General features: G+C 72.4%; 26 protein-coding genes and 1 pseudogene. 17 read left to right on the forward strand and 10 right to left on the reverse strand.

Annotation, left to right across the window (positions count from 1 at the left end; all coding sequences use genetic code 11):
- Window positions 1-64: 64 nt before the first annotated feature.
- The 9 genes and pseudogenes from AB0K51_RS20915 to AB0K51_RS20955 all read right to left on the reverse strand — a co-directional run bounded on the left by AB0K51_RS20915 (window position 65) and on the right by AB0K51_RS20955 (window position 8,679).
- Entirely contained in the window at window positions 65-652 is a 588-nt protein-coding gene (locus AB0K51_RS20915) for a hypothetical protein (RefSeq protein ID WP_363457501.1), read from the reverse strand.
- Between the two features lie 15 nt (window positions 653-667).
- Window positions 668-1,801 (reverse strand): DnaB-like helicase N-terminal domain-containing protein, encoded by a 1,134-nt coding sequence (locus AB0K51_RS20920; RefSeq protein ID WP_363457503.1) that lies wholly within the window; start codon window positions 1,799-1,801, stop codon window positions 668-670.
- Window positions 1,798-2,019 (reverse strand): hypothetical protein, encoded by a 222-nt coding sequence (locus AB0K51_RS20925; protein ID WP_363457506.1) that lies wholly within the window; start codon window positions 2,017-2,019, stop codon window positions 1,798-1,800. The genes AB0K51_RS20920 and AB0K51_RS20925 overlap by 4 nt, the downstream gene beginning before the upstream one ends.
- Before the next feature lie 338 nt (window positions 2,020-2,357).
- The gene (locus tag AB0K51_RS20930; RefSeq protein ID WP_363457508.1) at window positions 2,358-3,716 is read right to left on the reverse strand and encodes a DNA cytosine methyltransferase; all 1,359 of its coding nucleotides are present in this window, start codon (window positions 3,714-3,716) and stop codon (window positions 2,358-2,360) included.
- Between the two features lie 89 nt (window positions 3,717-3,805).
- Window positions 3,806-4,705, reverse strand: a complete 900-nt coding sequence (locus AB0K51_RS20935) for a hypothetical protein (protein ID WP_363457511.1) — start codon at window positions 4,703-4,705, stop codon at window positions 3,806-3,808.
- Between the two features lie 36 nt (window positions 4,706-4,741).
- On the reverse strand, window positions 4,742-5,107 hold the full coding sequence (locus tag AB0K51_RS20940) for a hypothetical protein (RefSeq protein WP_363457513.1): 366 nt from the start codon (window positions 5,105-5,107) through the stop codon (window positions 4,742-4,744).
- A complete protein-coding gene (locus AB0K51_RS20945; protein ID WP_363457516.1) occupies window positions 5,104-6,009 on the reverse strand; it encodes a hypothetical protein in 906 nt (301 codons plus the stop codon). Before AB0K51_RS20945 ends, AB0K51_RS20940 begins: the two co-directional genes overlap by 4 nt.
- Window positions 6,006-7,725 (reverse strand): annotated as a pseudogene (locus tag AB0K51_RS20950) (TraM recognition domain-containing protein). The gene AB0K51_RS20945 and the pseudogene AB0K51_RS20950 overlap by 4 nt, the downstream one beginning before the upstream one ends.
- A gap of 195 nt (window positions 7,726-7,920) precedes the next feature.
- Entirely contained in the window at window positions 7,921-8,679 is a 759-nt protein-coding gene (locus tag AB0K51_RS20955; protein WP_363457634.1) for a site-specific DNA-methyltransferase, read from the reverse strand.
- 755 nt (window positions 8,680-9,434) lie between these two features.
- On the opposite strand from AB0K51_RS20955, the gene AB0K51_RS20960 reads away from it, so the two are divergent.
- The 17 genes from AB0K51_RS20960 (at window position 9,435) to AB0K51_RS21040 (ending at window position 23,233) form a co-directional block, all read left to right on the forward strand.
- Complete coding sequence (locus AB0K51_RS20960) at window positions 9,435-10,490, forward strand: C40 family peptidase (protein WP_363457637.1); 1,056 nt, start codon at window positions 9,435-9,437, stop codon at window positions 10,488-10,490.
- 102 nt (window positions 10,491-10,592) lie between these two features.
- Window positions 10,593-10,916, forward strand: coding sequence for a DUF6112 family protein (locus AB0K51_RS20965; protein ID WP_363457518.1), 324 nt, complete (start codon window positions 10,593-10,595; stop codon window positions 10,914-10,916).
- Complete coding sequence (locus tag AB0K51_RS20970; RefSeq protein WP_363457521.1) at window positions 10,916-11,629, forward strand: hypothetical protein; 714 nt, start codon at window positions 10,916-10,918, stop codon at window positions 11,627-11,629. Before AB0K51_RS20965 ends, AB0K51_RS20970 begins: the two co-directional genes overlap by 1 nt.
- A 182-nt stretch (window positions 11,630-11,811) precedes the next feature.
- Window positions 11,812-13,095: an ATP-binding protein gene (locus tag AB0K51_RS20975; RefSeq protein WP_363457524.1), complete on the forward strand. Its 1,284-nt coding sequence runs from the start codon at window positions 11,812-11,814 to the stop codon at window positions 13,093-13,095.
- Between the two features lie 60 nt (window positions 13,096-13,155).
- Window positions 13,156-14,610 carry an SCO6880 family protein gene (locus AB0K51_RS20980; protein ID WP_363457640.1) on the forward strand — a complete coding sequence of 485 codons (1,455 nt, stop codon included), beginning with the start codon at window positions 13,156-13,158 and terminating at the stop codon, window positions 14,608-14,610.
- A gap of 11 nt (window positions 14,611-14,621) precedes the next feature.
- Window positions 14,622-15,065, forward strand: coding sequence for a DUF6238 family protein (locus tag AB0K51_RS20985; RefSeq protein WP_363457526.1), 444 nt, complete (start codon window positions 14,622-14,624; stop codon window positions 15,063-15,065).
- Entirely contained in the window at window positions 15,062-16,588 is a 1,527-nt protein-coding gene (locus tag AB0K51_RS20990; protein ID WP_363457643.1) for an ATP-binding protein, read from the forward strand. Before AB0K51_RS20985 ends, AB0K51_RS20990 begins: the two co-directional genes overlap by 4 nt.
- Window positions 16,585-17,271: a hypothetical protein gene (locus AB0K51_RS20995; RefSeq protein ID WP_363457529.1), complete on the forward strand. Its 687-nt coding sequence runs from the start codon at window positions 16,585-16,587 to the stop codon at window positions 17,269-17,271. Before AB0K51_RS20990 ends, AB0K51_RS20995 begins: the two co-directional genes overlap by 4 nt.
- 40 nt (window positions 17,272-17,311) lie before the next feature.
- Window positions 17,312-17,722, forward strand: a complete 411-nt coding sequence (locus AB0K51_RS21000) for a hypothetical protein (protein WP_363457531.1) — start codon at window positions 17,312-17,314, stop codon at window positions 17,720-17,722.
- Window positions 17,719-18,477: a hypothetical protein gene (locus AB0K51_RS21005; RefSeq protein WP_363457533.1), complete on the forward strand. Its 759-nt coding sequence runs from the start codon at window positions 17,719-17,721 to the stop codon at window positions 18,475-18,477. Before AB0K51_RS21000 ends, AB0K51_RS21005 begins: the two co-directional genes overlap by 4 nt.
- 24 nt (window positions 18,478-18,501) lie before the next feature.
- Entirely contained in the window at window positions 18,502-18,879 is a 378-nt protein-coding gene (locus tag AB0K51_RS21010) for a hypothetical protein (RefSeq protein WP_363457536.1), read from the forward strand.
- A gap of 476 nt (window positions 18,880-19,355) precedes the next feature.
- Window positions 19,356-20,090: a hypothetical protein gene (locus AB0K51_RS21015; RefSeq protein WP_363457539.1), complete on the forward strand. Its 735-nt coding sequence runs from the start codon at window positions 19,356-19,358 to the stop codon at window positions 20,088-20,090.
- Between the two features lie 11 nt (window positions 20,091-20,101).
- Complete coding sequence (locus AB0K51_RS21020; RefSeq protein WP_363457542.1) at window positions 20,102-20,593, forward strand: hypothetical protein; 492 nt, start codon at window positions 20,102-20,104, stop codon at window positions 20,591-20,593.
- An 8-nt stretch (window positions 20,594-20,601) separates the two neighbouring features.
- Window positions 20,602-21,201, forward strand: coding sequence for a hypothetical protein (locus AB0K51_RS21025; RefSeq protein WP_363457545.1), 600 nt, complete (start codon window positions 20,602-20,604; stop codon window positions 21,199-21,201).
- A gap of 7 nt (window positions 21,202-21,208) precedes the next feature.
- On the forward strand, window positions 21,209-21,640 hold the full coding sequence (locus AB0K51_RS21030) for a hypothetical protein (RefSeq protein WP_363457548.1): 432 nt from the start codon (window positions 21,209-21,211) through the stop codon (window positions 21,638-21,640).
- A 71-nt stretch (window positions 21,641-21,711) separates the two neighbouring features.
- The gene (locus AB0K51_RS21035; RefSeq protein WP_363457551.1) at window positions 21,712-22,494 is read left to right on the forward strand and encodes a DUF317 domain-containing protein; all 783 of its coding nucleotides are present in this window, start codon (window positions 21,712-21,714) and stop codon (window positions 22,492-22,494) included.
- A complete protein-coding gene (locus tag AB0K51_RS21040; protein WP_363457553.1) occupies window positions 22,478-23,233 on the forward strand; it encodes a hypothetical protein in 756 nt (251 codons plus the stop codon). The genes AB0K51_RS21035 and AB0K51_RS21040 overlap by 17 nt, the downstream gene beginning before the upstream one ends.
- A gap of 178 nt (window positions 23,234-23,411) precedes the next feature.
- Here AB0K51_RS21040 and AB0K51_RS21045 read toward each other — a convergent pair whose 3' ends face one another.
- The gene (locus AB0K51_RS21045; RefSeq protein WP_363457646.1) at window positions 23,412-24,308 is read right to left on the reverse strand and encodes a DUF5655 domain-containing protein; all 897 of its coding nucleotides are present in this window, start codon (window positions 24,306-24,308) and stop codon (window positions 23,412-23,414) included.
- Window positions 24,309-25,036: the final 728 nt, after the last annotated feature.

The raw sequence follows: 25,036 nt of genomic DNA on the forward strand, positions 1-25,036 counted from the left end.
CCCGGCGACGGTGGCCAGGTCGCGCGTGGAGGCGTGGGGTGTGCTGGTCAGGGTGGCTCCGGGGTCAGCGGCGTCGGCCGGCCGCGCGCTGGGGCAGGTCGGCCGGGAGTGGGGGAGGGGCGGCGATGATGCGGGCTCCGCGCGAGGCTGACTGCGCCAGGGCCGCGGGTCCTCGGCCGGCCGACGCGGTGAGCGACAACCGTGTCGCCTCGGTGCGCAGTTGCTCCATGGCATCGCGCAAGGCGATGCGGGTGTGGGAGAGGGAGTGGTTGACGTGCCGGGTCGCGCGCTCACGGGTCTCGTCGGCGGTCGGCCCGCCAACGCCCTCGACTTCGTGCAGCCGGGCGGCCATCGCAGCGGCGCGGCCGATCGACGCGCTCGCCCGTGCCAGTTGCTCGCCTGCGGCAGCGAGCGCTCGCACCTCGGCCCGCTCGGCCGTGGCCGGGTGCGGGCCCGCGCTCAGGACGACGGCGGTGTCCAGTACGGCGCGGCGGTGAGCGTCGATCGCGTCGGCGTGACCGGCCAGTTCGGCCAGGCCCGGCACGCCCTCCTCGCGGTAGGCGCGGGGCAGTGCGTTCTCCAGCGCTCCGGTGTGGTCGGCCGCGGCGCGCAGCCGCCGGGCGGCGCTCGAGTTGGGAACAGGTAGGGGCATGGGGTCTCGCTGGGGTTAGCGGCGGGGAGGGGAGGGCTCGGCAGCCGGGCGGGCGGAGCGGTCCGGCCCGGCGGTGGTACGGGTGGCGGCCTGGCGGCGGGCGCCCAGGACTACGGGGCCGCGCCGCTCGGGCCCGGCGGACCCGATGGCCGCACGGTGGCGCTGCTGGAGTTGGTCGGCGGGTTCCAGCGCGCGCAGCGAGTCGCCGAGGAGGGTGCCGGCGGAGACGGAGGCGTCGAGCGCCAGGACGCGCACGATCCCCGCGGAGGTGGCTGAGGCGCGCAAGAGCGAGGCACGAAGGACGCGCTCGGCCCAGTAGTCGGGATCTCCGGGCATACCCGGTGCGACCAGGCGGCGGACCTCCTCGACCGTGGTGGTCCCGGTGGCCAGGGCTCCGCGTCGCTGCACCTCCCACAGAGCGGTGAGCTCGTCGACGGGCTCGCCGCGGTGCGCGAGGGCGGTCAGGGCCTGGTAGACCGCACGGTGCTCCGGGGCCAGGAAGTCGCCGTCGGTCAGCCAGGCGGCGATTTCGCCGATCCGCTCGGGCGACTCGATCAGCGTGGCCAGCAGCATGCGCTCGTTGTCGCGGGCGGCCTCGGCCGCACGGCCGGATCGCAGGCCGGTCTCGGCGTCAGGCGAGGGAAGCGGCTTCGTCGACCGGACGTCGATCGTCCCCCACGCCGTCGTGAGCTGGCCGATCACCGTGTGCAGGGCGGCCGTCAGGTCCACCGTGGAACGGACGGACCCGCCCTCGGCGGCGGCCAGCAGCCGGTGGGCGTGCTGTTCCAGAGCGCGGCGCACGGCTGTCTCCAGCACCATCCGCCCGTACGCGGCGGCGTGTGCGGCCGTCGGGCACGCGGAGATCAGCGACTGGCCGTAGCTGGCGCTGAAGCCGGGGATGCTTCCCGTGCCGGACGCCATCGCCCGCAGAGCCCAGTCGCGGCGCTGGTCGTCGGTGGTCGGCAGCGGTGACTCGTCGAACTGGGCGAGCAGGACCGCGAAGAACTGTCCGTGGGCCGGGCGCAGGAAGTGCCGGGGTTCCAGCCACTCGCGCAACGCGGCCAACTGGGCCGGGGCGAGTAGGCAGGCGCCGAGTACGGCCTGCTCGGCCTCCAGCTGAGGACTCAGGCCGGGGCTGTCGACGCTCACGGGCGCCGGCCGGACGAGGCGGTGGGCGAGGCGAGGAGCGTGGTGAGTGCCTCCAGGTCGCGGGTGAGGGCGTCGTCCTCGATCGGGACGTGGCCCAGGCCGACGGTCAGATGCCAGCGTCCGTCGACCCGCCGGATCGGCAGAGAGCCCGGCGCGTCGGTGTCCGTCCCGGGAAGGGGGATCGGCGGGGCACCGGAGGGCAGCAGTGGGGAGTGCATGGTGAACGAATCCGTTGCCAGTAGGGGAGATTGACGGGTCAGTTGCGGCGGGGCGGGCTCAGCGCCCGGAGCGCCGGCGGCAGTGCCCGGGGTGGGGGTGTGCAGCCTCGGCGGGCGTCTGCCTGCTCATGCGGAGCGCTTGGCGGACGGCGGCCTGGCGGGCGGCGTAGCGGGAGAGCGCGGACTGGTAGGCGGACCAGGCACCGGGGCTGGAGAGCCGGTCCGGCGCGACGGGCGGGCGGTCGGGTAGGCGGTCGATGGTGGGGCTCCCGAAGTAGTGGAGTGGCAGTGGTCCTCCCCGGCTCCGGCGCGCGGCCGGTGCCGGAGCCGGGGAGGGGTCACCGAGGGCGGGCCGCCCGGCTGCGCGCGGTGGGGGCGGCGGCGACGAAGAGGTCGTCGAAGCCGGGAAGCATCTGCACCTGGGCGGTGCCGCTGGAGGTGGCCGCGGTCACCCGGGGCGAGGTGGGCTCGGCGGCGGCAGGGGCGGCCAGGGCCAGGCTCTGCGGGCTGTAGATCGTCTCCAGGTACTGGGAGACCGGCCGCTCCCACTCCTTGCGCAGGATCGCGCCGCCGACCACCCGGGCGGCCTCGGTGGGGATCACAATGTCGGCGAGCTGCTGGCAGGCGGAGGAGCGGGAGCCGGTCCACGGGTAGTCGGCCGGCATCGCGACGGTGAGGGCCGCCTCCGGCACCGTGTACTTCCGGCCCTTGTCCTCCGACCAGTACCAGCCGCGGATCTTGCTGGTGGTGCCGGGCGCGGTGCGGTCGGCCGAGAACTCGTTGCCGCCGGAAGTCCGGCGGGTGCCACGGGTGTTGATGCGCACGCCCTCGGGCCAGCCGAGGGCCCCGGCGAGAGTGCGGCCCGGTACTGGCGCAGCAGGCTGCATGGCCTGCAGGTTGACGTAGTGGTGGCGACCGGCCACCAGGTAGACGCGCCGCCGGTGAGCGGCAACGCCGACGTCGGCGGCGTCAAGGACCTGGTAGTCGGCCGAGCACCAGTCGGCGATCTGCAGTTCCTCGGTGATGGCGTCCAGCACCACCTCCGGCAGCGCGCTGCTCTGCTCCATCGCCATCCAGCGGAGGTTGTCGTAGCGGGCGGTGAGCGCCAGGGACCAGATGAGCGATTCGGCGATCAGCCCGATGCGCTCGTCGCTCATCTGCGGCACCAGGGAGCGGGCCTCGTCGAAGGTCAGCAACGGTCCGGTGAACCCGTTGTAGCCGTCCCACTCGGGGTCCGAGCAGATACCGCAGATGTCCGCGGCCTCGCACTCCCCGGTGTCGTGGTAGTGACCGAAGGTCGCCTCGCACGCCATGGTGAGCGTGTCCAGCAGCAGCTCGATGTTGCGCTCCTGGTGGCCCTCGCGCTTGCCGGCCGGTGACCAGACCTGGCACGGGGCGCTGACCGTCAGACCCTCGACGTACCGCAGCGCGGGGTGCACCGGGTCGAGGCTCCGCACGTCCGCGACGATGCGCCGGTGACCGGCCGCGACGGCGGTCGCCGAGGCGTCCCAGCCGATCTCGACGCCGACCACGTCGAACCCGGAAGGGTCCAGAACCCGCAGCCCCTGCTCCCAGCCGCCGGGCCCCGCAAACAAGTTGATCACTCGCTGGGGATCGCCGGGCCGGGGCGGGAACAGCCAGGCGACCGGCCAGGGGTGGGCGAGGGCGACGAGCCGGTCGTGGGTCCACGGGCCCATCTGCGGGCCCTCGTCCGGCCAGCGCAGGTCGCCGGCCGTGGACAGCCGCGGCCGGAAGTCCCGCGGCGGGATCTCGGGGTACCGGTAGCTCAGCGTGGCCCCCGACCGGTCGTCTGGCCCGAGGCCGCGACGGATCGCGGAGCATCGGTGGCCGCCCGCTCCGCCTCCACCGTCGAAGCGGCCGTCGGAGAGGCGCGTCGCGCTGCGCCGACGCGCGTGCCGTTGGCGGCGGGAGGGCTCGCAGTGAAGTCGGCGGTGATCGCTTCGTCGATCGCCGAGAGCTCGGCGGCGTGCTTCCTGAACACCTCGCCGTAGGGGTGTTCTGCCTCATCGGCGCTGTGGGCTAGCGAGGTCAGCACCGAGCGGAGCTTGCGCAGTGCGGCCAGCCCGTCGGGCAGCCCGAGCGGCGCGCTGTCGGCAGCCTGCGATTCCCCGGCCAGCGGAAGGAGAGAGGTGTGGATCTCGCTCGCCACCTCCCGGAGCACCTCCGCGTGCGCGAAGGCGTTCCCGGCCAGCGTCTGGGGGTAGGCGGAGCCGAGGTGGTCCAACCGCCTCGCGAATCCGTGCAGCGCCCCCAGCCGGGCGAGGGCGACGAACTCCGGGTCGGCCGGCGGGGCGAAGGCCCCGGTGTAGACCTCCACGGCGTCGCGGAGCCGGTCCGGCCGCAGGCGGTGCGGCTGCAGCAGGTCCCGCTGATTCAGCCGGTCGAGTTCGCCGCTGCGCGCGTCGCGGGGATAGAGGGTCTCGTCGAAGAGGCGGTGGTCGGTGAAGCTGAACCAGTTCGAGTCCACCTGGCCGGCGGCCGGGGAGACGATCCCGACCCGGATGCCGGACCAGGTGTCCTGCCGGATGGTCTGGGTCAGCGTGGCGACGACGACCATGTCGCCGCGGCGGGCCTGCTGCTGGACGCCGACGACGGTGCCGTCAGGGAACGGGCTGATCAGGCGAAGCGCCTTGGCCCGGTCGACGGGCGTGCGCCAGGGATCCAAGTGGGGGTCCTCCTGGGGGGTGGGGGTGGGGCGCGGTCAGCGTGAGCGGGTAGGCGGCGAGGGCGCTGCCGCGGCGCACAGCGGCTCCGCAGCCGCTGCAACGGCACCGAACCTGCCGGCGTTCGCTGCAGCGGCGCGTGCCGCACCCGCAGCGGACGCCAAGTCCGCTGCCAGGTGGTGGAGTTCATTGCCGATGCCCTCGATGTCGGCCGCGTGGGTGTCGAGGGCAGCAGCGGACCGAAGGTCGCCTCGCTGCCGGAAGACCTCTGCCGCCTGCTCCAGGAACTGGTGCAGCGGGGCAAGGAGGCCCTCCTCCGCGGACTCCAGGACGGCCGAGAGATCGGCGTCGCCGTCAGCACGGTGCAGGCGGGCGAGGTGATCGGGCGTGGCCGGGGCGTTCATGCAACGGCCTCACCGGAGCGGCAGCTGAACGGTGAGCAGCCGTCCTCGGGCCCGTTCTCCAGCTCCTCCTCCGCCAGCGGGAGCTGCTCCTGCAGAGCGGCGAGTTCGGCGCGGCCGAGGCGGTCGATCGGAGCCTCCGCCAGCGGGCGACGAGAGCGGTGCAGGTAAGCCTGGCCGAGCAGCGGACGCCCCTCTGAATTGGCCCGAGCATTTCCCGCGCGGATCGCGGCATCGAACTCGACGACATCGGCCCACTCTTCGGGCGAGTCATCGCGGATCTGCCGCCACTGGGCATTTCCGTGAAATGGGCACCCGAGGCACGCAGACTTCGGGGTAGATTCCCAGCCGTGCTCGGCAAGGAGCTTGAGGCAGTCCTGTCGGGACAGGCCGAGGTCGATCAGAGGGAAGCTGTGACGGGTGTACTTGACGTCGGAGTCCTTGGCGCGGTGAAATTCGTCGGTCGAGATACCGATCCACTGCTCTACGTAAACCCCGCGCGGTACCCGAGCCGGGTACGGGTAGCCGAGAATGCGGCGCACTTCCCGCTTAATCGGCTTTATCTTATATTCGCCCGTGCATTGGCGCCGGGTCATTCCCGGGCTCCCATCCTTGTTCAGGATGTACAGGGGCATGGAGGCGAAGCGGTGGCTCGGGTCGAGGGCATCGGATCGGATGTTTCCCGATGACACCCGGAGAATGGGGATGTTGGCGGGGCGGGCGACGCGGCGCTCCACCTCGTCCAAATGCCGGTAAACGGCCGATGGCTCCCATCCAGTGTCCGCGAAAATGGCGTAGTCGAGCTTCGGCAATTCGCCGATCGCGGACAGTAGGAGAAGTGTCGTGGATTGCACGCCGGCACCTAGCGACAAAATGCGGTGGGCGGGCTCGGGGGTGTAACTCATGCGGCCTCACCCGCCGCAGCGAGCGCACGCTCGGTGATGAGGTCGGTCTGCCGCGAGGACGCCTTGCCGATCGCCCCGGCACCCGGCTCCTTGTACCAGGGCCGCAGGTCAAGCATGGCGGGGCGCATGCCAGTGGCGAACAGCAGGGCGGTGCCCTTGCGCAGCGCGCGGATCTGGTCCGGCGGCAGGATGCGCTCCTGGCGCATGCTCGTGGAGGTGGACCGCCCGGATTCCGAGGTGGAGTGCGAAACGGTTTCGACGTCGTGCTCGCCTACCAGGCGGGAGAGCTTGTCCGCGAAATCGGCGTCATCGATTCCCGAGCCCACCACCTTGACCGTGGCGGCGGACCACATTGCGTCCATGCCCGCCTCGCCCCAGACCTTCTGGCCCTGGCGGTAGGACTGCAGAATGGTGATCGGGATGACCCCTCGTGACCCGAGGTGGGAATACAGGTCGGGGAGATCCGAGATCTTGCACACATTTGCGGCCTCGTCGAGAATCGCGAGCAGCGGAGGGTCGAGCCGTCCGCCGGCGCGCTCGGCCTGGATGACCGCCGTACGCATCACGGAGTCCGCTGCCGCAGCGATCAAAGCCCCCGCAGATCCACCGCCGTCCTTGGACAGCAGGTACAGGGTGTCCCTGTCGGTGACGAATTCCTCGGGCTTGAACTGCGGCAGGTCAGGATTCGGGGTGACCCACCGGGAGATCTTCGGGTCGAGCAGGCAGGCCGCGTACTGGCGGGCCGTCTCGTAGATGCCGTCGCGGGTTTCAACCGCGCCGGAAACGGTGCCCTGGAGCTGGTCCGCGATGGCGAGCAGCTTGTGGTCGCGGAGGATATCGATCGGCGTGCGGTTGGACGGCACCGCAAGCCACTTCAGAACATCCGTGATCGGACGGCGGTCGCATCCGGCGGCCAGGAAAAGCGCACACAACGTGTTCTGGGCGGCGGTGCTCCAGAAATCTCCTTGGGAGCTTTCGTCGACCGCGGCGGCGACGAAGTGCCCGGCGAGACGGCGGGCGCCGGGGAGGTCCTTGGCATCGGCCAGGATGTCCCACCACATGCCCTGCGGGGTGTGCGCGATGCCCTGCGGGTCCATCGTCCACGCCCGGCCGGCCTCCGACCGCGCCTCCAGCGTCGCGGTGTAGGCATCCCTGGCCGCCTTGTTACTGGTCAGCAGGACGGGGCCGGGGGCCCGCAGGATCGCCGGGACGGCCAGGCTGGTGGTCTTGCCGCTTCGCGGCGCCATGATGGCGACGCAGACGTCCTCCCAGGAGGCGCGGACCTCCGGGCCGGACGGGGCGAGGTTGCCGAGCAGCAACCCGCTGTCGTCGGGGCGGATTGCCCGGTCTTTTACAGTCCGCGAGACTCGGACGCAGGTCGCGGGCCTTGGTGGTGATCTCGGCGGGCAGCAGCGGCGCGAGGTCGCGGGAGGTGGCGAGGCCGCTGGGCTTGCTGCGGTGTCGGGACCACAGCCACAGGCCGGTGGCGGCCAGGGCGAGCGCGGCGATGCCGGGGACGACGCGGGTGGCGATCAGCAGCGCCAGCGACGACAGGTGCGGGTAGAGCTGGCCGGGGTGCAGTGCGGCGGTGACCGGCTCGAAAGGCGTGTGCCAGGGGCCGCTTCCGGTCAGGGAGTTGGCGGTGTTGCCGCCGATCCAGGCGAGCGAGCCGAAGACGGCGAGGGCGGCGCCTGCACCTATGAGGGCATAGAGCAGGGCGTCGGTGCCCGGACTCTGCGATGGGCTTTTCGGGGTGGCGGGCAGGGGTGGGTCCTTACAGGGGACGGGAGTTGGCGCGCCGGGGTGGACGGCACGAGAAGCAGGGGCCGCGGGGCGATGTGCGGCCCTCCAGCGGATCGCCGACTCGGGCCGGGCCGCCGAGGTCGGCGGCCCGGCACACGGCGATGGCGGTCAGGGGGAGGGCTCCGTGTCGGCCGTGCCCTCGCGGACCTGCCGGGCGGCCTCCGCGAGGCGCTTCTCGGCAACGCCGGCGTAGTGGTCGGTGACCTCGATGCCCACGAAGCCTCGGCCTTCCAGCAGCGCGGCCACCCCGGTGGAGCCGCTGCCCATGCAGAAGTCCAGGACGGTGCCGCCCGGCTTGGCGATCTTGACCAGCTCGCGCATCACGCTGACCGGCTTCTGGGTGATGTGCACCCGGCCCGCGCCCTTGGGCTGCGACGCGGTGTAAAGCCCCGGCAGGTAGACGGGGTTCGCGTCGGCGTCCATCGCGCCCTTGGAGCCCCACAGCACGAACTCGCAGTGCTGGGTGAACCTTCCGCGCTGCGGTCGGGCTGCCGGCTTGTACCAGGCCAGCGCGCCGCGCCAGATCCAGCCGCCGGCCTGCAGGGCGTCGGCAGTGGCGCCGAGCTGGCGCCAGTCGGTGAAGACCAGCGCGGTGCCGCCGTCGCGGGTGGCGCGGTAGGACTCGGCGAGCAGCTGGGACAACCAGTACGTGTAACTGCGCTGGTCCTTGTTCTCGCCGGGGAAGGACTCCAGGGTGTGGGCGCTGCCCGCGGTGGTGTACTTCTCGCGGGCGGTGCGGGCGGTGCGCTCCTTGGCGGTGCGCCCGCCGCTGTTGTAGGGCGGGTCCGTGATGACGCAGTCGACGGACTGCGAGGGGACCTCGGCGAGCCGGAGCAGGGCGTCGCCGCGGTGGATCTTGTAGCTCAGGGGTGCTCCTGCGGTTCGGGGACGGGTGTCCCGCCCACGGCCGCCCGGGTGGTCAGGGCGGCGGTGCGAAGCGCGGACCGTGCGGGTCGAGGGCTTTCGCGGGGCGGAAGACGCACGGTAGGCGCTGTCCGGCCGGAAACCTAAAAAGGGCCGCAATTCCACCTGTCCATGATCTTTTTAGGTTTCCGGCCGCATGCCGCCTAACGTCCTCCACGTCGCACGGCGAACCCGGCCGGAAGCCGCCGGAAGCCTTTTTAGGTTTCCGGCCGACGGGCTCCTAGCGTGTGACACCCCGGCAGGACCGGGCCCCTCCGCGCCGCGTAACGGCACCCATGGCCAAGGCCGGAGAGGACCTGAGCCAGCCGCCCCGCCTGCTCTCCGGAGCTGCCGGTTCCCTGCTTTTTAGGAAAACGGCCGCGCCGGGCCTACGGTCGAAAAACCTCGCCCACCGAATTCCGTCACGCCACGGGAAGGGCACCGCCATGCCTTTTCGCAGATTACGAGGGCGGCTTGCTGCCGCCCCGAAACCGTCCCGGCCGCGCCTTTGCGGCCGGGACGGCGTCCCCGCCCCCGCCTGAATTGGAGACCCACATCAGCTCCCTGAACACGTGCCTGCCCCGGCCTCCGACCAGCCTTCCGGCCAGTGTCGAAGGCGGCCGGCCGACGGCTCGATGAGCTGGCAGAAGGTGGCGTGCGGCTGTGCCGCGTTCATCCTGGGCGTTCCCATCGCGATCGGCTTCCCGGCCGTGGCGGTGATGGCGAACAACGCCGCCACCCAGGCCAACTGCAACACCGGCGCCCAGCAGGTGGACGCCGCAGCCGTCGCCGCTCAGGTCCAGCAGATCCTGTCCGGCAAGGCCGGGCCCACCGCCCCGGTGTCCGGCCTGGACGAGCCGACGACCCAGATCCCGAACGCCAAGGTCATCGTTGCCACCGGCATCGCGATGCAGGTCCCGGCCCGCGGGCAGGTGATCGCCCTGGCGACCGCGCTGCAGGAGTCCGGGCTCCAGAACCTCGGGTACGGCGACCGGGATTCGCTGGGTCTTTTCCAGCAGCGCCCGAGCCAGGGCTGGGGTACCCCGGCCCAGTTGCAGGATCCCGTCTACGCCAGCACCGCCTTCTACAAGGCGCTGTTGCAGGTGGACGGGTGGCAGCAGCTGCCGCTCACCCAGGCGGCGCAGGCCGTGCAGAAGTCTGGTTTCCCCGACGCCTACGCCAAGTGGGAGGGTCTGGCCAGCGCACTGCAGCAGGCCATCTCGCAGGCGCTGGGCGGCAGTTCCGCCACCCCGGCGCCGTCGCCCTCGCCAGGGTCGTCCTCGCCAACCCCGACCGGGTGCGGGACCGGCGGCTCGGGCATCGACTGGGGGACGATCCCGCCGGGCACCCTGCCCGCCGGGTACGTGATTCCGACCGACGCACCGCCCGCCGTGCAGTCCGCGATCCGGTACGCGCTCGGGCAGTTGGGCACCCCGTACCAGTGGGGCGGCTCGTGCACCGCGCCGCACGGGCCCGACCCGATGGGCCGGTGCGACTGCAGCTCGCTGATGCAGCAGTCGTACCACGCCGGCGGCATCACGCTGACCCGCACCACGTACACGCAGGTCACCGAGGGCACCGCCGCCTCGGTCGACTCGCTCAAGCCGGGTGACCTGCTCTTCACCGAGCCCGGCCCGGAGGGCCCCGGACACGTCGGCATGTACATCGGGCAGGGCCTGATCGTGCAGGCGCCGCACACCGGCGACGTGGTCAAAATTTCGACCCTCGAATCCTGGCGTTCCGAGATCATCGCCGCCCGCCGCATCGTCCCCTGACGCCAACTGCGGCCCCCTTCAGCGCACTTCGCGCGCCTCTCCCCCCTTTGCTCCGCCGCGGCCCGGCCGCGTCTACCCCGCCCCCTAGCTCGTGGAGTGTGATTGACCACCTACCTCGCCAACGCCGCCGCAAAGGTCCAGCAGCTGGCGTTCGACCCCGGCATCAAGCCCTCCGAGGGCGGCCTCCCCGGCCTCGACGTGCTCAAGAGCACCGTCGGCTCGATCAACCTCTTCGCGATCATCGCGGTCGTCGGCGCGCTGTGCGTCTCCGGCATCGTGTGGGCGTGGGGCCACCACACCGGCTCGCACGGCAGTGAGCAGAAGGGGAAGCAGGGCGCGCTGGTCGCGGCCGGCTGCGCGCTTCTCCTCGGTGCCGCGAACGGCATCGTCGCGTTCTTCTCCAACGTGGGGACGAGCGTCCACTGATGCCCTCCTCGCCCCAGCCGTTCAAGCCCGGCGGCCAGTCCCTCATGGTCCGCCGCGTGCTCGCCGGCCTGGTGGCCGTGGTGGCCGTCGCCCTGGTGGCCGGGCTCATCGCCCGGTTCACCGGCGGCGGCCACCGCAGCCAGGCCGCCCCGTCCGCCACCAGCACCGCAACCCCCGGCTCCACGCCCAGCAGCGGGGCGACCGCCGCCCCGAGCACCTTGCCGACCGCGCCGAGCGGGACCTCGACCACCAACCCGGTCGCCCCGCCGCCGCACACCGGCGACCCGATCGTCTTCGCGAAGGCGTTCGCGCAGGCCCTGTGGACCTACGACACCCGCACCGCTTCCCAGTCCCAGCAGCTCGCCGGGCTGCGCGCCTGGCTGACCAGCGAGAGCACGTACGCCGACCCGGCCGCCCTCGCCAGCCAGGTCCCCGACCCCACCCTGTGGGACCGGATGCGCGACAACGGCCAGTTCGCCACCGGGAAGGTCACCGAAGCGCACCTGCCGACCGCGTTCAACCAGGCCGTGGCCGCCGACCCCACCAAGCTCACCGTCGCCTACATGTACGCGGTCACCGTCACCGGCTCCCAGTCCATCACCTGGACCGGCGGCGGCCGGGGCGACGAACAGCGGGCGATCACCCTCGCCGTCCAGTGCCGCCCCGGCCACGACTGCGCGCTCGCGTCGATCGCCCCGACCGTCTACCCCTGACCCGCCCCCTATAAGAAAGGAGGGGGTGCCCCATCGGCTTCTGTGACCTCCCCCTCGCAGGCGCCCTGTGCGACGTCACCCCCGGCGGCATCGCCGACTCGATCACCGGCTCCATCGGCAACTGGATCGCCCGCTCCTGCGGCGACCTCGCCCAGAGTGCGGCCAACCTCGCCTCCCAGGCCGTGGACTCCACCACGTCGGTCGACCTCGGAGCCTCATGGTTCCGCGAGAACTACGCGATCATCCTGCCCATCGGCCTGGTCGCGATCGTCGCCACCTTCTGCCTGCAACTCCTGCGCGCCGCCTGGAAGCGAGACGGTCAAGCCCTATCCCAGGCCGTCACCGGGACGGTCAGCGGCATCCTGTTCTCGTTCGTCGCCGTCGCCGGCACCGGCGTCGCCTTGACCGTGGTGGACGCGCTGTCGAACGGCCTGTTCAAGGTCGCCAACACCAGTACCTCCGACGCCGTCACCCGCGTCATCAAGGTCGGCATGATCGCCAGCACCTCCCAGCTCGGCTGGGCCGTTCCCGCCCTTGTCGCCCTCGGCTGTGTGGTCGGTGCCGTCATGTACTGGGGCACGATGGTGCTGCGCAAGGTCGCCATCCTGGTCCTGGTCACCCTGGCGGTGTTCGCGGGAGCGGGCGGCGGCTGGGAGCCAGCGGCACGCTGGCGGCGCGCCTGGATCGAGGCGACCGCGGCCCTGGTCTTCTCCAAGCTGATCATGACCGTCGTCTTCCTCATCGGCGTCTCCGCGATCGGCAACTCCAACAGCAAGGACGGCCTCGCAGCGCTGTCGGACATCCTCGCGGGCATCGTCGTGATGGTCCTGGTCCTGCTCTGCCCGATGATGTGCTACAAGTTCATCCACTGGGCGAGCGACGGCACCAGCGCTGACCTGCACCGCACCGTCAACGCCGGAATGCAGACCGCTGCGGGCGCCGCCCGCAAGGCCGGCACCATGGCCATGAGTGCGGGCACCGGCGGTGCCGGAGCTGTCGCAACCGCCGCGCCGCAAGGCCCCTCGAAGGTCCCCGGCCAGGGCAGCGCCATCGGCAGCACCCCCTCCCCGTCGAGCACCCCCTCCGACTCCCCGTCGCAGACCAGCTTCGCCTTCCCCGGCACCAGCACCGGTGGTGGCAGTGCGGGCGCGGTCTCCAAGCCGCTGATCACCCGCCGCGCCTCCGGCACCGGGCAGCCGCTGATCACCCGCTCCGCCGACAGCCCCTCGGGCGGCGGGTCCGCCCCCACCTCGGGCTCGGAGAGCTCCGGCGGAGCGTCTCCCTCGGCGGCGGTCGCCGCAGCTCCCGGCGGCTCTGGTGCACCGGTCCCCGTCGTGCGCGGCGTCCGTCCGGCCGCCCCGCGTGCTTCCTCGCCCGCGCCCGCAGGTCCGGCGACCTCCGCCGCGCCGGTCGCAGGCCCCGCTCCGGCTCCGGCGGCAGGTCCGCCGTCCACGCCGCCCGCCTGATCCCGCCCCGGCCGGGGCGCCGCCCCGCCGCCCCGGCCGGACCCCCACCAGGAGTCGCCCCTGTCCACCGAGTTCCTCTCCACCGTGCGGTTCCCGACCCGCTCCCGCCGCGGCGTCCTGCTCGGCCTGAGCCCCGCCCAGCTGACCGTGGTCGGCCTCGCCGGCGCGCTGCTGCTGGTGACCATGGTCGCCAGCGGCCTGGTCGGCGCCGTCCTCCTCACGCCCGTCTGGGCTCTGGCAGCCGCACTCGTCCTCATCCGCTTCCACAGCCGCTCCGTGGCAGATTGGGCCCCCATCGTCATCCGCTACTACCTGCGCCGCGCCAAGGGACAGCTGATCTGGCTCGCCCGCCCCAGCTCCCGCCCCCGCCGCGACGGCCTGCTCCAGCTGCCCGGAACCACAGCGAGCCTGCGCGCGGTCACCGCCCCCAGCGGGACCATGGGCGCGGTCCACGACCCCCAGCGCGGCACCCTGATCGCCGCCGTCCGCGTCACCAGCCGAGCCTTCGCCCTCCTCGACGCTCCCGCCCAGTCCGCCAACGTCTCCGGCTGGGGCCGCGCCCTGGCCGCCCTCGCCCGCACCGGCTACATCAGCGCGGTCCAGGTCATCGAGCGCACCGTGCCGGACTCGGGTGACGCGCTGCAGCGCTACTGGGCCGAGCACGGCGATCCGGACGCACCGATCGCCGGGACGGTCTACCAGGAACTGCTCGCCGCCGCCGGACCGACCGCGGCCCCGCACGAGGCGTACATCGCCATCGCCCTCGATCTCAAGGGAGCCCGCCGGCTGATCGGCGAGGCCGGCGGCGGGCTCACCGGAGCCTTCACCGTCCTGTCGCAGCTCACCCCCGGCTTCGAGCAGTCGCTGCGCAACGCGGGCCTCACCCCGTCCGGCTGGCTCACCGGCCGGGAGTTCGCCGCCGTGATCCGCAGCGCCTACGACCCCAAGTCCCTCGCCGCGATGGACCAGTGGTCCGAGACCGGCCGCGCCGAGGCCGACCCTGCCGCCGCCGGGCCGGTGGTCCTGGTCGAGGAGAGCGACCGGATCACCAGCGACACCGCCTGCCACGCCGTCTACTGGATCGAGCAGTGGCCGCGCAGCGAGGTCTCCCACGGCTTCCTCCACAGCCTCGTCTTCTCCGCCGGGGTGCGCCGCACCCTGTCCCTGCACTACGGACCCGAGGACCTCGACGCCGCCCTCAAGGCCGTGCAGCGGCGCAAGGCGTCGATCATCGCCGACGCGGCCGAGCGCGTCCGCAAGGGCCAGGTGGACAGTGAGGCGGACTCCATGGAGTACGCCGACGCCAAGGAGCACGAGCGCGAGCTGATCAGCGGGCACGCCGACGTGGACTTCACCGGCCTCGTGGTCGTCAGCGCCGACTCTCCCGAGGACCTGCGCCGCCAGTGCGCCACCATCGAGACCGCCGCCGCCAGCACCAGCCTGGACCTGCGCCTCCTGAAGTTCGAGCAGGCCGAGGCGTTCTCCCGCGCCGCCCTCCCGCTCGCCCGGCTGTGACGGGAGACCCGGTGCACCACCCTTCCTCCGACGGTCCCCGACTGCTGCGGTTCGCCTCCGCCGCCGTCGACGTCCACCACCACACCAGCGTTCCGGACCAACTCCCCGCCTCGCGATCTGAGTTGGACGCCCTTCATGCCCACTGCACGGCCCTGTTCCGGCTCGTCGACACCCACACCGCGACCACCCGGCCGCACCAGCCCGCCGAGGCCGACCAGCTCCACGCCGCCCGGGTCCGCCTGTGGCAGACCGCGGACGCCCTCCACTCCGCCTACCACCGCGCACCGCGCGCCGACGGCCGCGTGCCCACCCGCGAGGCGTGCGCACTGCGACTGCCCGAAGGCGCACCCGACCTGGTCATCTGCCAGCGCCACACCCTCGCCTCCGTCCGGATGCGGCGCATCTCCACCCCCGCCGAGCTGCGCGGTACCCCGACCCCCTCCTCCCGCGCCTGACAGGAGAAACGTTCCTGCGCACCTCCTCCGCCTCCCCCCTGTTCACCCCCAGCCGCTCCGACCGGGCCTCCCGACGCCAGGCCCGCCGCGACCTCGCCGCAGCCCGGCGCACCGCCCGCGACAACGCCCGCCCGCGCCGCACCCGCACCCGGCGCGAGGAGAACGAGGAGTTGCGCCCGTTCTACCCGGCCGGCGGACGCCCGGGGCCGGCCTCCCTGCGCGGCGGCAAGCTCAAGCTCCCCGCCCACCGGATGACCACCGCGACCGCCTCGGGCGCCTACCCGTTCCTCGCCGAAGGCGGCCTCGGAAGCTCCGGAGTCCTGATCGGCCGCGATGTCCACGCCGAGGCGAGCTTCGTCTTCGATCCGTTCGCGCTCTACGGCAAGGTCGAGAACTTCACGAACCCCAACTGCCTGATCGCCGGCGTCATCGGCCAGGGCAAGTCCGCGCTGGCCAAGTCCATCGCGCTGCGCTCCACCGCCTTCGGCTACAGGGTCTACGTGGCGTCCGACCCGAAGGGCGAGTGGACGAGCGTCGCGCAGGCTGTCGGCGGAACCACCATCGCACTGGGCCCCGGTCTGCCCGGCCGCCTCAACCCGCTGGATGCGACCGCCGCGCCGGAGGGCATCGACGAGGAGGCGTGGGCCAGCGAGGTCCGCAAGCGCCGCCTGCTTCTCCTGGGCAGCCTCGCCCGCACCGTTCTGCGCCGCGACCTGCGCCCGATGGAGTACACCGGCCTCGACGTCGCACTGGACACCGCCGTCCAGCAGGCCGCCGCCGCCGGCCGGGTACCGCTGCTCGGCGACGTCGCCACCGTCCTCGGCCAGCCGGACCTCCTGGACGCGGCCCTCGGAGACCCGTCCCGCCGCGTCGGCGAAGCCTCCCAGGACCTCTCCCACGCCTTCCGACGGCTGATCACCGGCGACCTGGCCGGCATGTTCGACGCCCCGTCCACCGCCGTCTTCGATCCGCGCAGTCCGATGCTTACCATCGACCTGTCCCGGCTCGGCTCCACCGGCGACGACACGGCGCTGACCCTGGCCATGACGTGCGCGTCCGCGTGGATGGAGGCCGCGCTCAGCGACCCCAACGGCGGCCGGCGCTGGGTGATCTACGACGAGGCATGGCGCATCATGCGCCACGCCGCGCTGCTGGAGCGCATGCAGAGCCAGTGGAAGCTGAGCCGCGGCCTCGGCATCGCGAACATGCTGATCATCCACCGCCTGTCCGACCTCTTGTCGGCCGGCGACCAGGGCTCCCGCGCCCGCGCGCTGGCCGAGGGCCTGATGACCGACTGCGCGACCCGCGTCATCTACCGGCAGGAGGCGGACCAGCTGGCAGCCACCGCCGGGCTGCTCGGCCTGACCGGCGTGGAGACCGCCGCGATCTCCCAGCTCGGCCGAGGACGCGGCCTGTGGAAGGTAGCCGGACGGTCGTTCATTGTTCAACATCTTCTCCACCGGGCCGAGCTGGAGCTGTTCGACACCGATGCCCGCATGCATGATCCGGGGCAGCCGGCGTGACCCTCGCCGTCGTCACCGTCGGGCACCGCCCGGACCTGGGCTTCCTCGTCGCCGCAGCGGCAGACCGCCGGAGCGCCCAGTGGCTGGAGCAGGCCGGGTTCGTCCGCGACGACCAGCTGGACCTGCACCGGCCGCGCCGGGACACCTCCGCCTCCGTCGCCGAGCGGCAGCTGCGGGAGGCGATCGGGATGCTCATCGCCGACGAGTACGGCGTCACCAGGGTATACAGCGAGGCCGAGCAGCGGGCGCGGATCGAGAACCGGCCGACGTGGGTCGAGGACGGTCCGGCGCAGACCACGGGCAGGACCGCGCGACCGGAGCTGATCACCTCCGACGTCTGCAACGGGCACCTGGTCCTGCTGGCCTCGCACGACTCACCGTACGAGAGCCGGGAGCTGCTCGGCCGCTACACGGCCACCGGCGAAGGAGTCGTCTTCTACACGGAGGCGGCGGGCGGGATGCCCTTCTACGGCATCGGCCGGTACCCCGACCTGGACTCTGCGAGCGCGGCGTGGACGTCGAGCGGGTACGCCGCGCAGCTTCCCGCCCTCGGCCGTCGCCGGATCGCGGCCCTCAGCTCGTCGCCCTCGCGACCGGCTCACACGCCCTCCCCGCCGGCGACGGGCTCCGCTCCGGCGCGCCCGATGCAGCCGTGCGTCGAGTACATCCCGCGCCCCTTCTGACCGGGCCACCCACCAACTGACCACCTCTGCTTGGAGATCCATGCCGAATACGCTGACCCGACTGGACGAGCGCCTGGAGGCTGCCGCAGGCGACTCGCTCTCCTCCCTGGCCGCCAACGAGGCCCGCGCCGACGCCGCCACCGCCCGGCTCGTCGAGGCCCACCGCGCCTTGGTCGCGGCCGAGACCCGCGTCTCCTTTCTGCGGGTGAAGCTGATCAACGTCGCGGCGGCGCGCCGTCGGGTGGACGACGCCGTCCTCGACCAGCTCGACGCCCAGCTGGAGGCCCTGGAGACCGCTGCCGACCAGCGTGACCAGCTGGAGGCGGAGCTGCTGCTCCTGATCCAGGCCCGCGAGGCGGAAGCCGAGCAGGCGGCCGAGCGCGAGAAGGCTGCTGCGAGCGCACCGGTCCGATCGGTCCTGGTCATCCAGGGCGCTCCCCGGCGCCGATGAACAAGCCCCACGTGGCCTTCGGCTGGGACTTCGACGCGGGCGAGTTTGCCGTCATCCGAGGTCAGCCCCCGCAGGTCGCCGGGGAGATCCTCTACCAGGCCGGCTTCTGGTACCGCGCGCCCGAGGTTGAGGAGAACGGCTGGTGCCAGCGGCCCAGCGTCGAGGCGCACGACCAGATCCAGCATGCTGCCGACGCCCTGCGCGCCTTGATGAAGGCTGGCGTGCCGGTGGCGAACTGGCACCGGCCGGAGCAGTCCCCGCTGCAGGTCCTGGCCTACTACGAGTGGCTCCAGTCGGCCGCCCCGTTCCCCGACGCCGACCTGGCCGCAGTGACCGCCCGCAGTGTCGCGGAACTCGAGTTGCGCGCCGGGCTCGCCGATCCGCTCAGCCGGGAGATCGCGGCCGACGTCCAGGACGGCCGGATCGTCGTCGAGGCGATCCAGAGGTTCGACGACGACCACTGGTGGCTTGCCCGGCTCAGCGAACAGCTCGACCAGGAACGGCCGTTCGTGATGATCCGCTACAACTCCCGCGACCGGTACCTGTCCGGGACCGACCGCTGGAACCCCTCCTACGGGGACCTGCCGCGCAGGGACTTCCGTGCCCTCTACCAGCGCGACACCACCCTTCCCGACCCGGCCAGCCTGCGCGCCGCCGCTGCACTCCGGGCTCCGCATGCGCGGATGAGCGCAGCTCCGTCCATCCCGCCGCCGCGTGTGCCTCCCGAGCCGCCCGGGGCGCCGCGCAGCCGCTGAACCCCAAGCCCACGGAGCCAACTCGTGCCCCAGGATGCCGAATCCACCTACCCCTCCCGTGTCACCTTCCGGCGGTTCCGGGAGGCCGGCGTCACCGCCACCACAGCCAGCCGGGACCAGGCGGTGCACCAGGCGCTCAAGGACGCCGGGTTCGCACTCGGCCTCCCCGCCGCCCCCGAGCGCTACTCGCTCGCCACGCGGGACGCCGAGCAGCAGAACCGTGCCACCGACCGAGCCATCGCCGCGCTGGGCCTGCTCGGCGTCGAGATCGCCGTCCGCAACACCCCACCCGGCCGCGCGAACGCCGCGCGCACTGGGACCGGCCCCACCCGCGTCGTCGCAGGGCCCGCAGCCACGGCCGCTACCGACCACGCGCCGGTCCGGACGTCGGCCCGCCGCTGAACCTCTCCCTGCCCAGCCTCCAACAGGAGTAGCGCATCAATCCCCACCACATCGCCATCGCCCGCGATCCGCAGTACGGCATCGCCGCCTCCCTCGGCGCCGACGCCAACCCGGCCGCCCGCGAGGTCCTGCTCCGCGCAGGGTTCCGGCCACTCGCCGACGGCCGCCTGACCATCGACGCCGCCCCCGACGAGCAGAACCTCTTCCTCCACGTACGGCAGACCGTCGCCTTCCTGCGCCACAGCGGAGTCCAGGTCGAGGCCGCCGAGGAGTTCGACTACACCCACGCCAGCAAGCCCTCCCTGCCGAGCCCTGCCCAAGCCGCCGCCGGTGCGGACGCTGTCGTCCACGTCGGGCCGCCAGCACCGGCCCTGGCTCACGAGGTCGCCATCGGTCGCCACCCGCAACTGGGCATCGTCGCCCGTATCCCCTTCGTCCAGCCGCACATGAGGCCAGCGCTCGCCGAGGCAGGGTTCGTGCGCACCTCCCCGACCTCCGACCTGTTCGCCCTCGACGAGCCGGAGCACGAAGGCGACCACCGTGCCACCCGCGCGGTCGCCCAACTGCGCAACCAGGGCGTGCGCGTAGCGACCGACCTCGCCTTCGAGCCGCTCGGTGGCCCGTACGTGCCGACCGATCCCTTCGCCACTCGGCTCATCGCCGCCATGGACCGCACCCCGCCCTCCCCGGTGCCGAGCCCGGGCCCCGAGCTCACCGACCCGTTCGCCACCCGCCTCATCGCTCCCGAGGACCGGACGCCTCCCTCGCCCGCGCACTCTGCCGACCGGTCCGACCCGTTCGGAACGGTGGTGCACGCCGCGCCCAGCGCCCAGGACCGCGGTGCCGACGCGCTGCTGCACGACCGCGTGGCGATGAACAACGAGGTCGCCGCGAGCCTGCGCTCCATCGACGCCCAACTGCGCTCCGACCCCGCTAGCGTCGACCTGTCCCGTGTGGCGACCGTGATCGCCCAGGCGGACACCGTCCTGGCCGGCAACAGCCGGGACCTCGCTTCCGTCGCCGCCCGGCCCACCACCACCGCCGCTCGGCCCAGTCCGGCCAGCCCTCGCGCCCGCGCCGCGCTCGCCGCCGGCGGCCGGGTCCGCTCCACCGCCGCCCTCCACTCACAGAGCGCCGCTTCCGCTGCAGCTGCCGTCCCCGCCGTCGACCCCCGCATCCAGTGGGCCGCCGGACACTCGAACTCCCGTTAAGGAACGCCAACTTGGCCGTAAAGAAGATCTGGTCCGTAGAGCACTCCTGCGGCCACAACGTCGACCACGACCTGTCGGAACGTCCCGCCGACAAGCGGGCTGGCTTCGCCCGCTGGCTCGCGGAACGCGCCTGCAAGGAGTGCTGGCTGGCCGAGCGCCAGTCGGACACCGCCTCCCGCGAAGCCTGGCTGGCCGAGCGGCGCGCCGCCGAGCAGCAGGCCGCCACCGAATGGGCTGAGCAGTTCCGCATGCCCGCCCTGGACGGCCCGCCGAAGGCTGTGCCGTGGGGCGAGCGCTCCCGCCACCAGCTGGTCACCGGCGCCTACCGGGTGCTCGTCGAGGAAGGCGGTATGGACGAGGCCGACTGGCAGGAGACCGAGGACCAGGTGCGCCTGCTCGACAAGGCCACCTGGTGGATCGACCAGCGCGACGCAGCCCCCGGTGACCTGCCCGAGCTGCTGGCCGCCGCCCACGACGCCCGCACCACCGAGAACCCGTACTGAGCCCGAAGGTGACCGTGTACCCGGTGATCTCCCGCTACTCCTCGGCTCAGGACCTGATCGCCGGCCTGGTCACGGCGGCAGCCAACCGGGGGCAGCCGCTGCGGCTGCTGGACGCCTGGCGGCCGGTTCCCGAACTCGCCACGCTCAACCAGCAGGATCTCGTCGCCGAGCTGACCGCCCACCTCCCCCCGGCAGCAAGTCCGGCCCATACGGTGAGGTCCCGGGCGGTGTGGCAGTGCACGCTGCGCACCGACCCCGATCGGGCCCCGGTCCCCGACCACCGGGTCGCCGAGGTCGCCCGGAGGATCCTGGCCGCCACCGGCATCGCCGCTCCGGGCGACCCCGCCGCCTGCCGCTGGGTCCTCATCCGCACCGACCCGCACGAGGCCCGCATCGTGGCCCCGCTGGCGCGCGCCGACCAGAGCCTCGCCGAAACCTCGCGCGACCGCTCCCTGGCCCTGGCCGTGTGCCAGCTGGCCGAGCACGAGGACCGCAACCCCCGCTTCACAGCCGCCCGTTCGGCTCCCGGCCCGCGCGGAAGTGTCGTCGCCGCACCGCCGGCCGCAGTCCCGCAGGTGGCGGCCCGCCCCCTCCACCGTTCCCTGTAGGAGCCCCGTGCCCATCGACCCCACCCTCGCCCTCGTCGAGGCCGCGGTCGCCCGCGCCAGCGAAGCGCTGCGGCAGATCGAGAAGCTCGCCCCCGAGCTGACCGCGGAGGACGCCGCCCACGTCGTTCAATGGATCGGGCTTCGGCCCGGACCCGCACACCGGCTCGCGGGCGCCATGACCGCTCTCGGCAACCAGCTCGGCGCCGAGTTGGGCGACCAGCCCGAGGTCTGGGAGCCAGTCCTGGACGCGGGCGCCCGGTTCGCCGCCACCGGGTACCGTGCCGCAGCCCCCGTCGCTGACCTCCTCGACGGAGGCGCCCGTCACCGGGCGGCCACCGCCGCCTCCCCGGCCATCCGGGTCGCGGGCCCCGGGCCGCAGGTCCAGGCCGCGCCCGCCGCCGTCCCGCACTCCCGCATCGTCGAACCTCACCAGCGATGACCCGCCAGCCGTCGGGAACTCCGGCCACTCCTATTCTCGTCCGGCCCCGCTACCTGGCCGGAGCCGGCGACGTGAGCACCATCTTCGGCCTCCTCGTCAACCGCCACGCCTGGCCGCACCAGCGCGACCCCCGCACCGGAGCGCTGACAGCCACCAGCTGGTGCGGACGGATCGAAGTCGCCGCCGAGCCCGCGGTCTGGCACCTGTGGCGCGTCAGCGTCCGGCGTCACCCGACCGACCGCTCGCCGCTGTGGCAGGCCACGTTCTCCAAGGAGACGCCCGCCGAGATCGTGAGCGCCTTCGTCGGGGCTCTGGCCGACGACCGCCGCACCGCGCCCGAGGAGATCGTCGCCGAGCACACCGCGAGCCCGACGACCGCCTGGCGGCCACTGCTCAAGGCCGGGTGGACCTCCTCAGACCTGACAGCCGTGGTCCTCGGCGACGGGAGCGGCGCCCCCGTCGCCGTGCACGCACCCGCGGCGGGCGGCACCGCCGTTGACGGCATCCGAGTCACCTCACCCGACGAGTTCTGCTCCCTCAGCCACCACCCGCGCCCGGACGAAGCCTTTGACCAAGGCGTCGGCCCCTGGATGGTCGAGGCGGCTTTCGGACCGGACTGGGACGACCAGTGGACCGCGATCCTCTCGGCCGAGACCCCGGTGCGCTACCTCACCAGGCTCACCCGCGCGGTGGTCGACCCCGCCCCGGTCCTACGCGCTCCCGACCAGGTCAGCGCCGCGACACGGGCCGTGGCCACTGTCCGCACCGCACCGGCCCCCGCCCGGCAAGCCGACCCGCCCGCCTTCGACCCCGCCGCCGCCAGCTGGCGTGCCCTGGGTGGCCGCTGCCGCTGAACCCGAAGGACACCACCTGAGCACCCCGCCCCCGATCGTGATCGCCCGATTCCCGAACGCCGACGGCACCACCGCCAGCGCCTGGGCCCAAGCCCCCGACATGGCCAGCCGCACCCTCCTGACGCGAGCAGGCTTCTCTACCGAGTCCGCCGGGCAGAGCAACCCGATCTTCACCGTCGAAGGCCACAGCCCCAGCGACACCAACCAGCGGATCCGCCTCGCCGAACGCATGCTCACCGACGCCGGCTACGCGCCCCGAGTCGTTCCGCCGCTACCCCGGCAGCGCATCGAGCGGCAGCCCTTCCAGCCTCACGACTGGTCCTACCTGGAGTCGCGCCTGGTCGCCGCGACCGCGCAGGCGTACACGGCGGACACCACGGACGACGTCCATGAGGTCGTCCGCCCGCTGATGGACCCGGAGTACGGCCTCATCGGACGGATGGCCGCCCTGCTGGACACCGCCTCCCAGCGGCTCAGCGAGATCTCCGCCGCCGACCCGATCGCCGAAGGGCGGGCTCACCTCCTGGCCGAGGCCATGGAGAAGGTCAGCACCCAACTGACCACCTTCGGCTACACCGTCGCTGACGCCGACCTCGCCCCGGTCGAGGAGGAACCGGTCAGCTCTCCACGGGTCGCTGCCGCCCTCACCCGCACCACCGCCCCCGGCCAGGACCGCGAACCCGTCCCGGCGGCCGTCCCCGCAGTCCCAGGCCGCCTCGCCAGCGCGCCTTCGCGCTGAGCAGTCCCGACCGAGGTGCGCCGGCCGCAGTCACCTGCAGCCCCGGCCCTGCCGACCGACTGGGAGACGGTCACCGCGACCACTCTGGCACGCCGAGGCTGACCCGGGCACCGCACGAGCCAACCTGCCTACACGAGGGCGGGCCGGACAACCGAGTTGTCCGGCCCGCCTTTGTCGATCAGGCTGCCGCGGCGAAGCTCGCCGCAAAGAGCGGCTCGGCTCTGTCCAGCTCGGCCGCCGAGGCGATCCGCACTTCCAGGTCGCCGGTGCCGAGGTGACCAACGCCGCGCAAATCCCGAGTGAATCCCGGGGCCAGACGGATGGTCGAGGGGTCGACGTTCAGTACCGCGACCAGGGCCTCGCGGGTTACGCGAACGCACGCGAAGTTCCGTCGGCGACGGAACGCCAGGTAGTGCTGAAGCTCGACGCAGGTGCCCTCGCCAAGGTCCAGCAGTCGCTCCTCCAGCTCGGAGAACAGCTCCCGAAGCTCGGGCGACGCCGAGTCCAGCGACTGGCGGACACCCTTTCGGCCGGTACCTTCCGGGCGGCTCGATGAGCCCCGGGCCGCCCGCGTGCCGCAGCCCCCTGCGACCGAGGCCGCCAACTCCAACGTCACCAGGTCCTGCGCGTACTGCCGATACACCAGAAGGTCGACCCGGTGGTGCGACATGCTGGCCGCCACAGTGTCGTAGCGAGTGAACTCGGTCGCCACGCAGACGATCCGCGGGTTGCTCCAGTCGACAGTGCGGCCGGCGTCCTCACCCAGCCGCTGCGCCACGAGCGCCTCGAACTCGTCTCGGTGCTCGACCAGCCAGGCCAGGTAGAAAAGCCCCTGTGACAGCACGCTGGAGCTGCCGGTCCGCTTGTACTCCACGATCACGGGCGAGCCGTCCTCGTCCAGAGCCAGGGTGTCGATCCGCCCCCGATGAACGGGCCCGGTCGAGTACTCGTGCGCCAGGAACCGCATCCCGAGCATCTCCGGCATGTTGGCCTCGATCAGCACTTGCAGGTGGCGCTCCAGCTCCGCCGCCCCGCCCTCGATCCTACGAACTGCCCCATCCGTCACCCGGAACACCTGCAGCAACAATCCCCCTCACGCAGCGGTCCATGATCCGCGAGCGGGTCAACATACATGCACAGATGCTCCACCGTCTAGTGAATGTTGCACACATCACATGGGTGCCGTTTGCTGGATGCGGGGGAGGGATCGGCGGCAAGATCACGCTCAGTCGCGAGGGTGGGGGGCTCCGGCTAAGCTAGAGGTCACGGGATTCAGCCCGGAGCAACTTGCCCGCAACTTGCCCGGGAGTATCGGTAGCCGATTGGGACTGACTGGATCGCATGGGACGGACCGTCACGCGCAGACGTGCTCTGACCAGGCAAAACTGGGACGCGAGCCCGCCGGTTGGGACTCGACGGCCCATGATCACGTGTACTCGTAATGCGTAGGTCATGGGTTCGAATCCCATAGGCGGCTCCATGGTGAACCCCAGGTCAGGCCTCTGACCTGGGGTTTTCTCGTTGCTTTGACCATGGAAGCCTGCCGATTCGAGGGTTGCGAGCCCACATGCGGAGTGCGCAGGTCACAGGTTGTCGACTCTGAGTGGTATCGGCTTGCCCAATCCGCTGACCTGCACCTTTGTGATGGTGGCGGCCATTTCTGGCATTCCGTCAGCGAACAAGTGCGGCCGAAGTGCGGCCATGGCTGCAACGGTCCTGTTCGGGCGGTCATGGCGGGGGTGCCGACGGGATCGGTCGTTGGCTGGTTCGTTGTGCGAATCCGACAGGGGGGTCAGACCTCAC

It is taken from the genome of Kitasatospora sp. NPDC049285 (genome assembly GCF_040678815.1).
In the GTDB taxonomy this organism is placed as follows: Bacteria; Actinomycetota; Actinomycetes; order Streptomycetales; family Streptomycetaceae; genus Kitasatospora.

Excerpts from the sequence above, each read along its gene's own strand:
- AB0K51_RS21000 (WP_363457531.1), top strand. The coding sequence starts at position 17,312 with ATGCCGAATACGCTGACCCGACTGGACGAGCGCCTGGAGGCTGCCGCA.
- AB0K51_RS20940 (WP_363457513.1), bottom strand. The coding sequence starts at position 5,107 with ATGAACGCCCCGGCCACGCCCGATCACCTCGCCCGCCTGCACCGTGCT.
- AB0K51_RS20945 (WP_363457516.1), bottom strand. The coding sequence starts at position 6,009 with ATGAGTTACACCCCCGAGCCCGCCCACCGCATTTTGTCGCTAGGTGCC.
- AB0K51_RS20960 (WP_363457637.1), top strand. The coding sequence starts at position 9,435 with ATGGCGAACAACGCCGCCACCCAGGCCAACTGCAACACCGGCGCCCAG.
- AB0K51_RS20925 (WP_363457506.1), bottom strand. The coding sequence starts at position 2,019 with ATGCACTCCCCACTGCTGCCCTCCGGTGCCCCGCCGATCCCCCTTCCC.
- AB0K51_RS20915 (WP_363457501.1), bottom strand. The coding sequence starts at position 652 with ATGCCCCTACCTGTTCCCAACTCGAGCGCCGCCCGGCGGCTGCGCGCC.
- AB0K51_RS21005 (WP_363457533.1), top strand. The coding sequence starts at position 17,719 with ATGAACAAGCCCCACGTGGCCTTCGGCTGGGACTTCGACGCGGGCGAG.
- AB0K51_RS20930 (WP_363457508.1), bottom strand. The coding sequence starts at position 3,716 with ATGGGCCCGTGGACCCACGACCGGCTCGTCGCCCTCGCCCACCCCTGG.
- AB0K51_RS20970 (WP_363457521.1), top strand. The coding sequence starts at position 10,916 with ATGCCCTCCTCGCCCCAGCCGTTCAAGCCCGGCGGCCAGTCCCTCATG.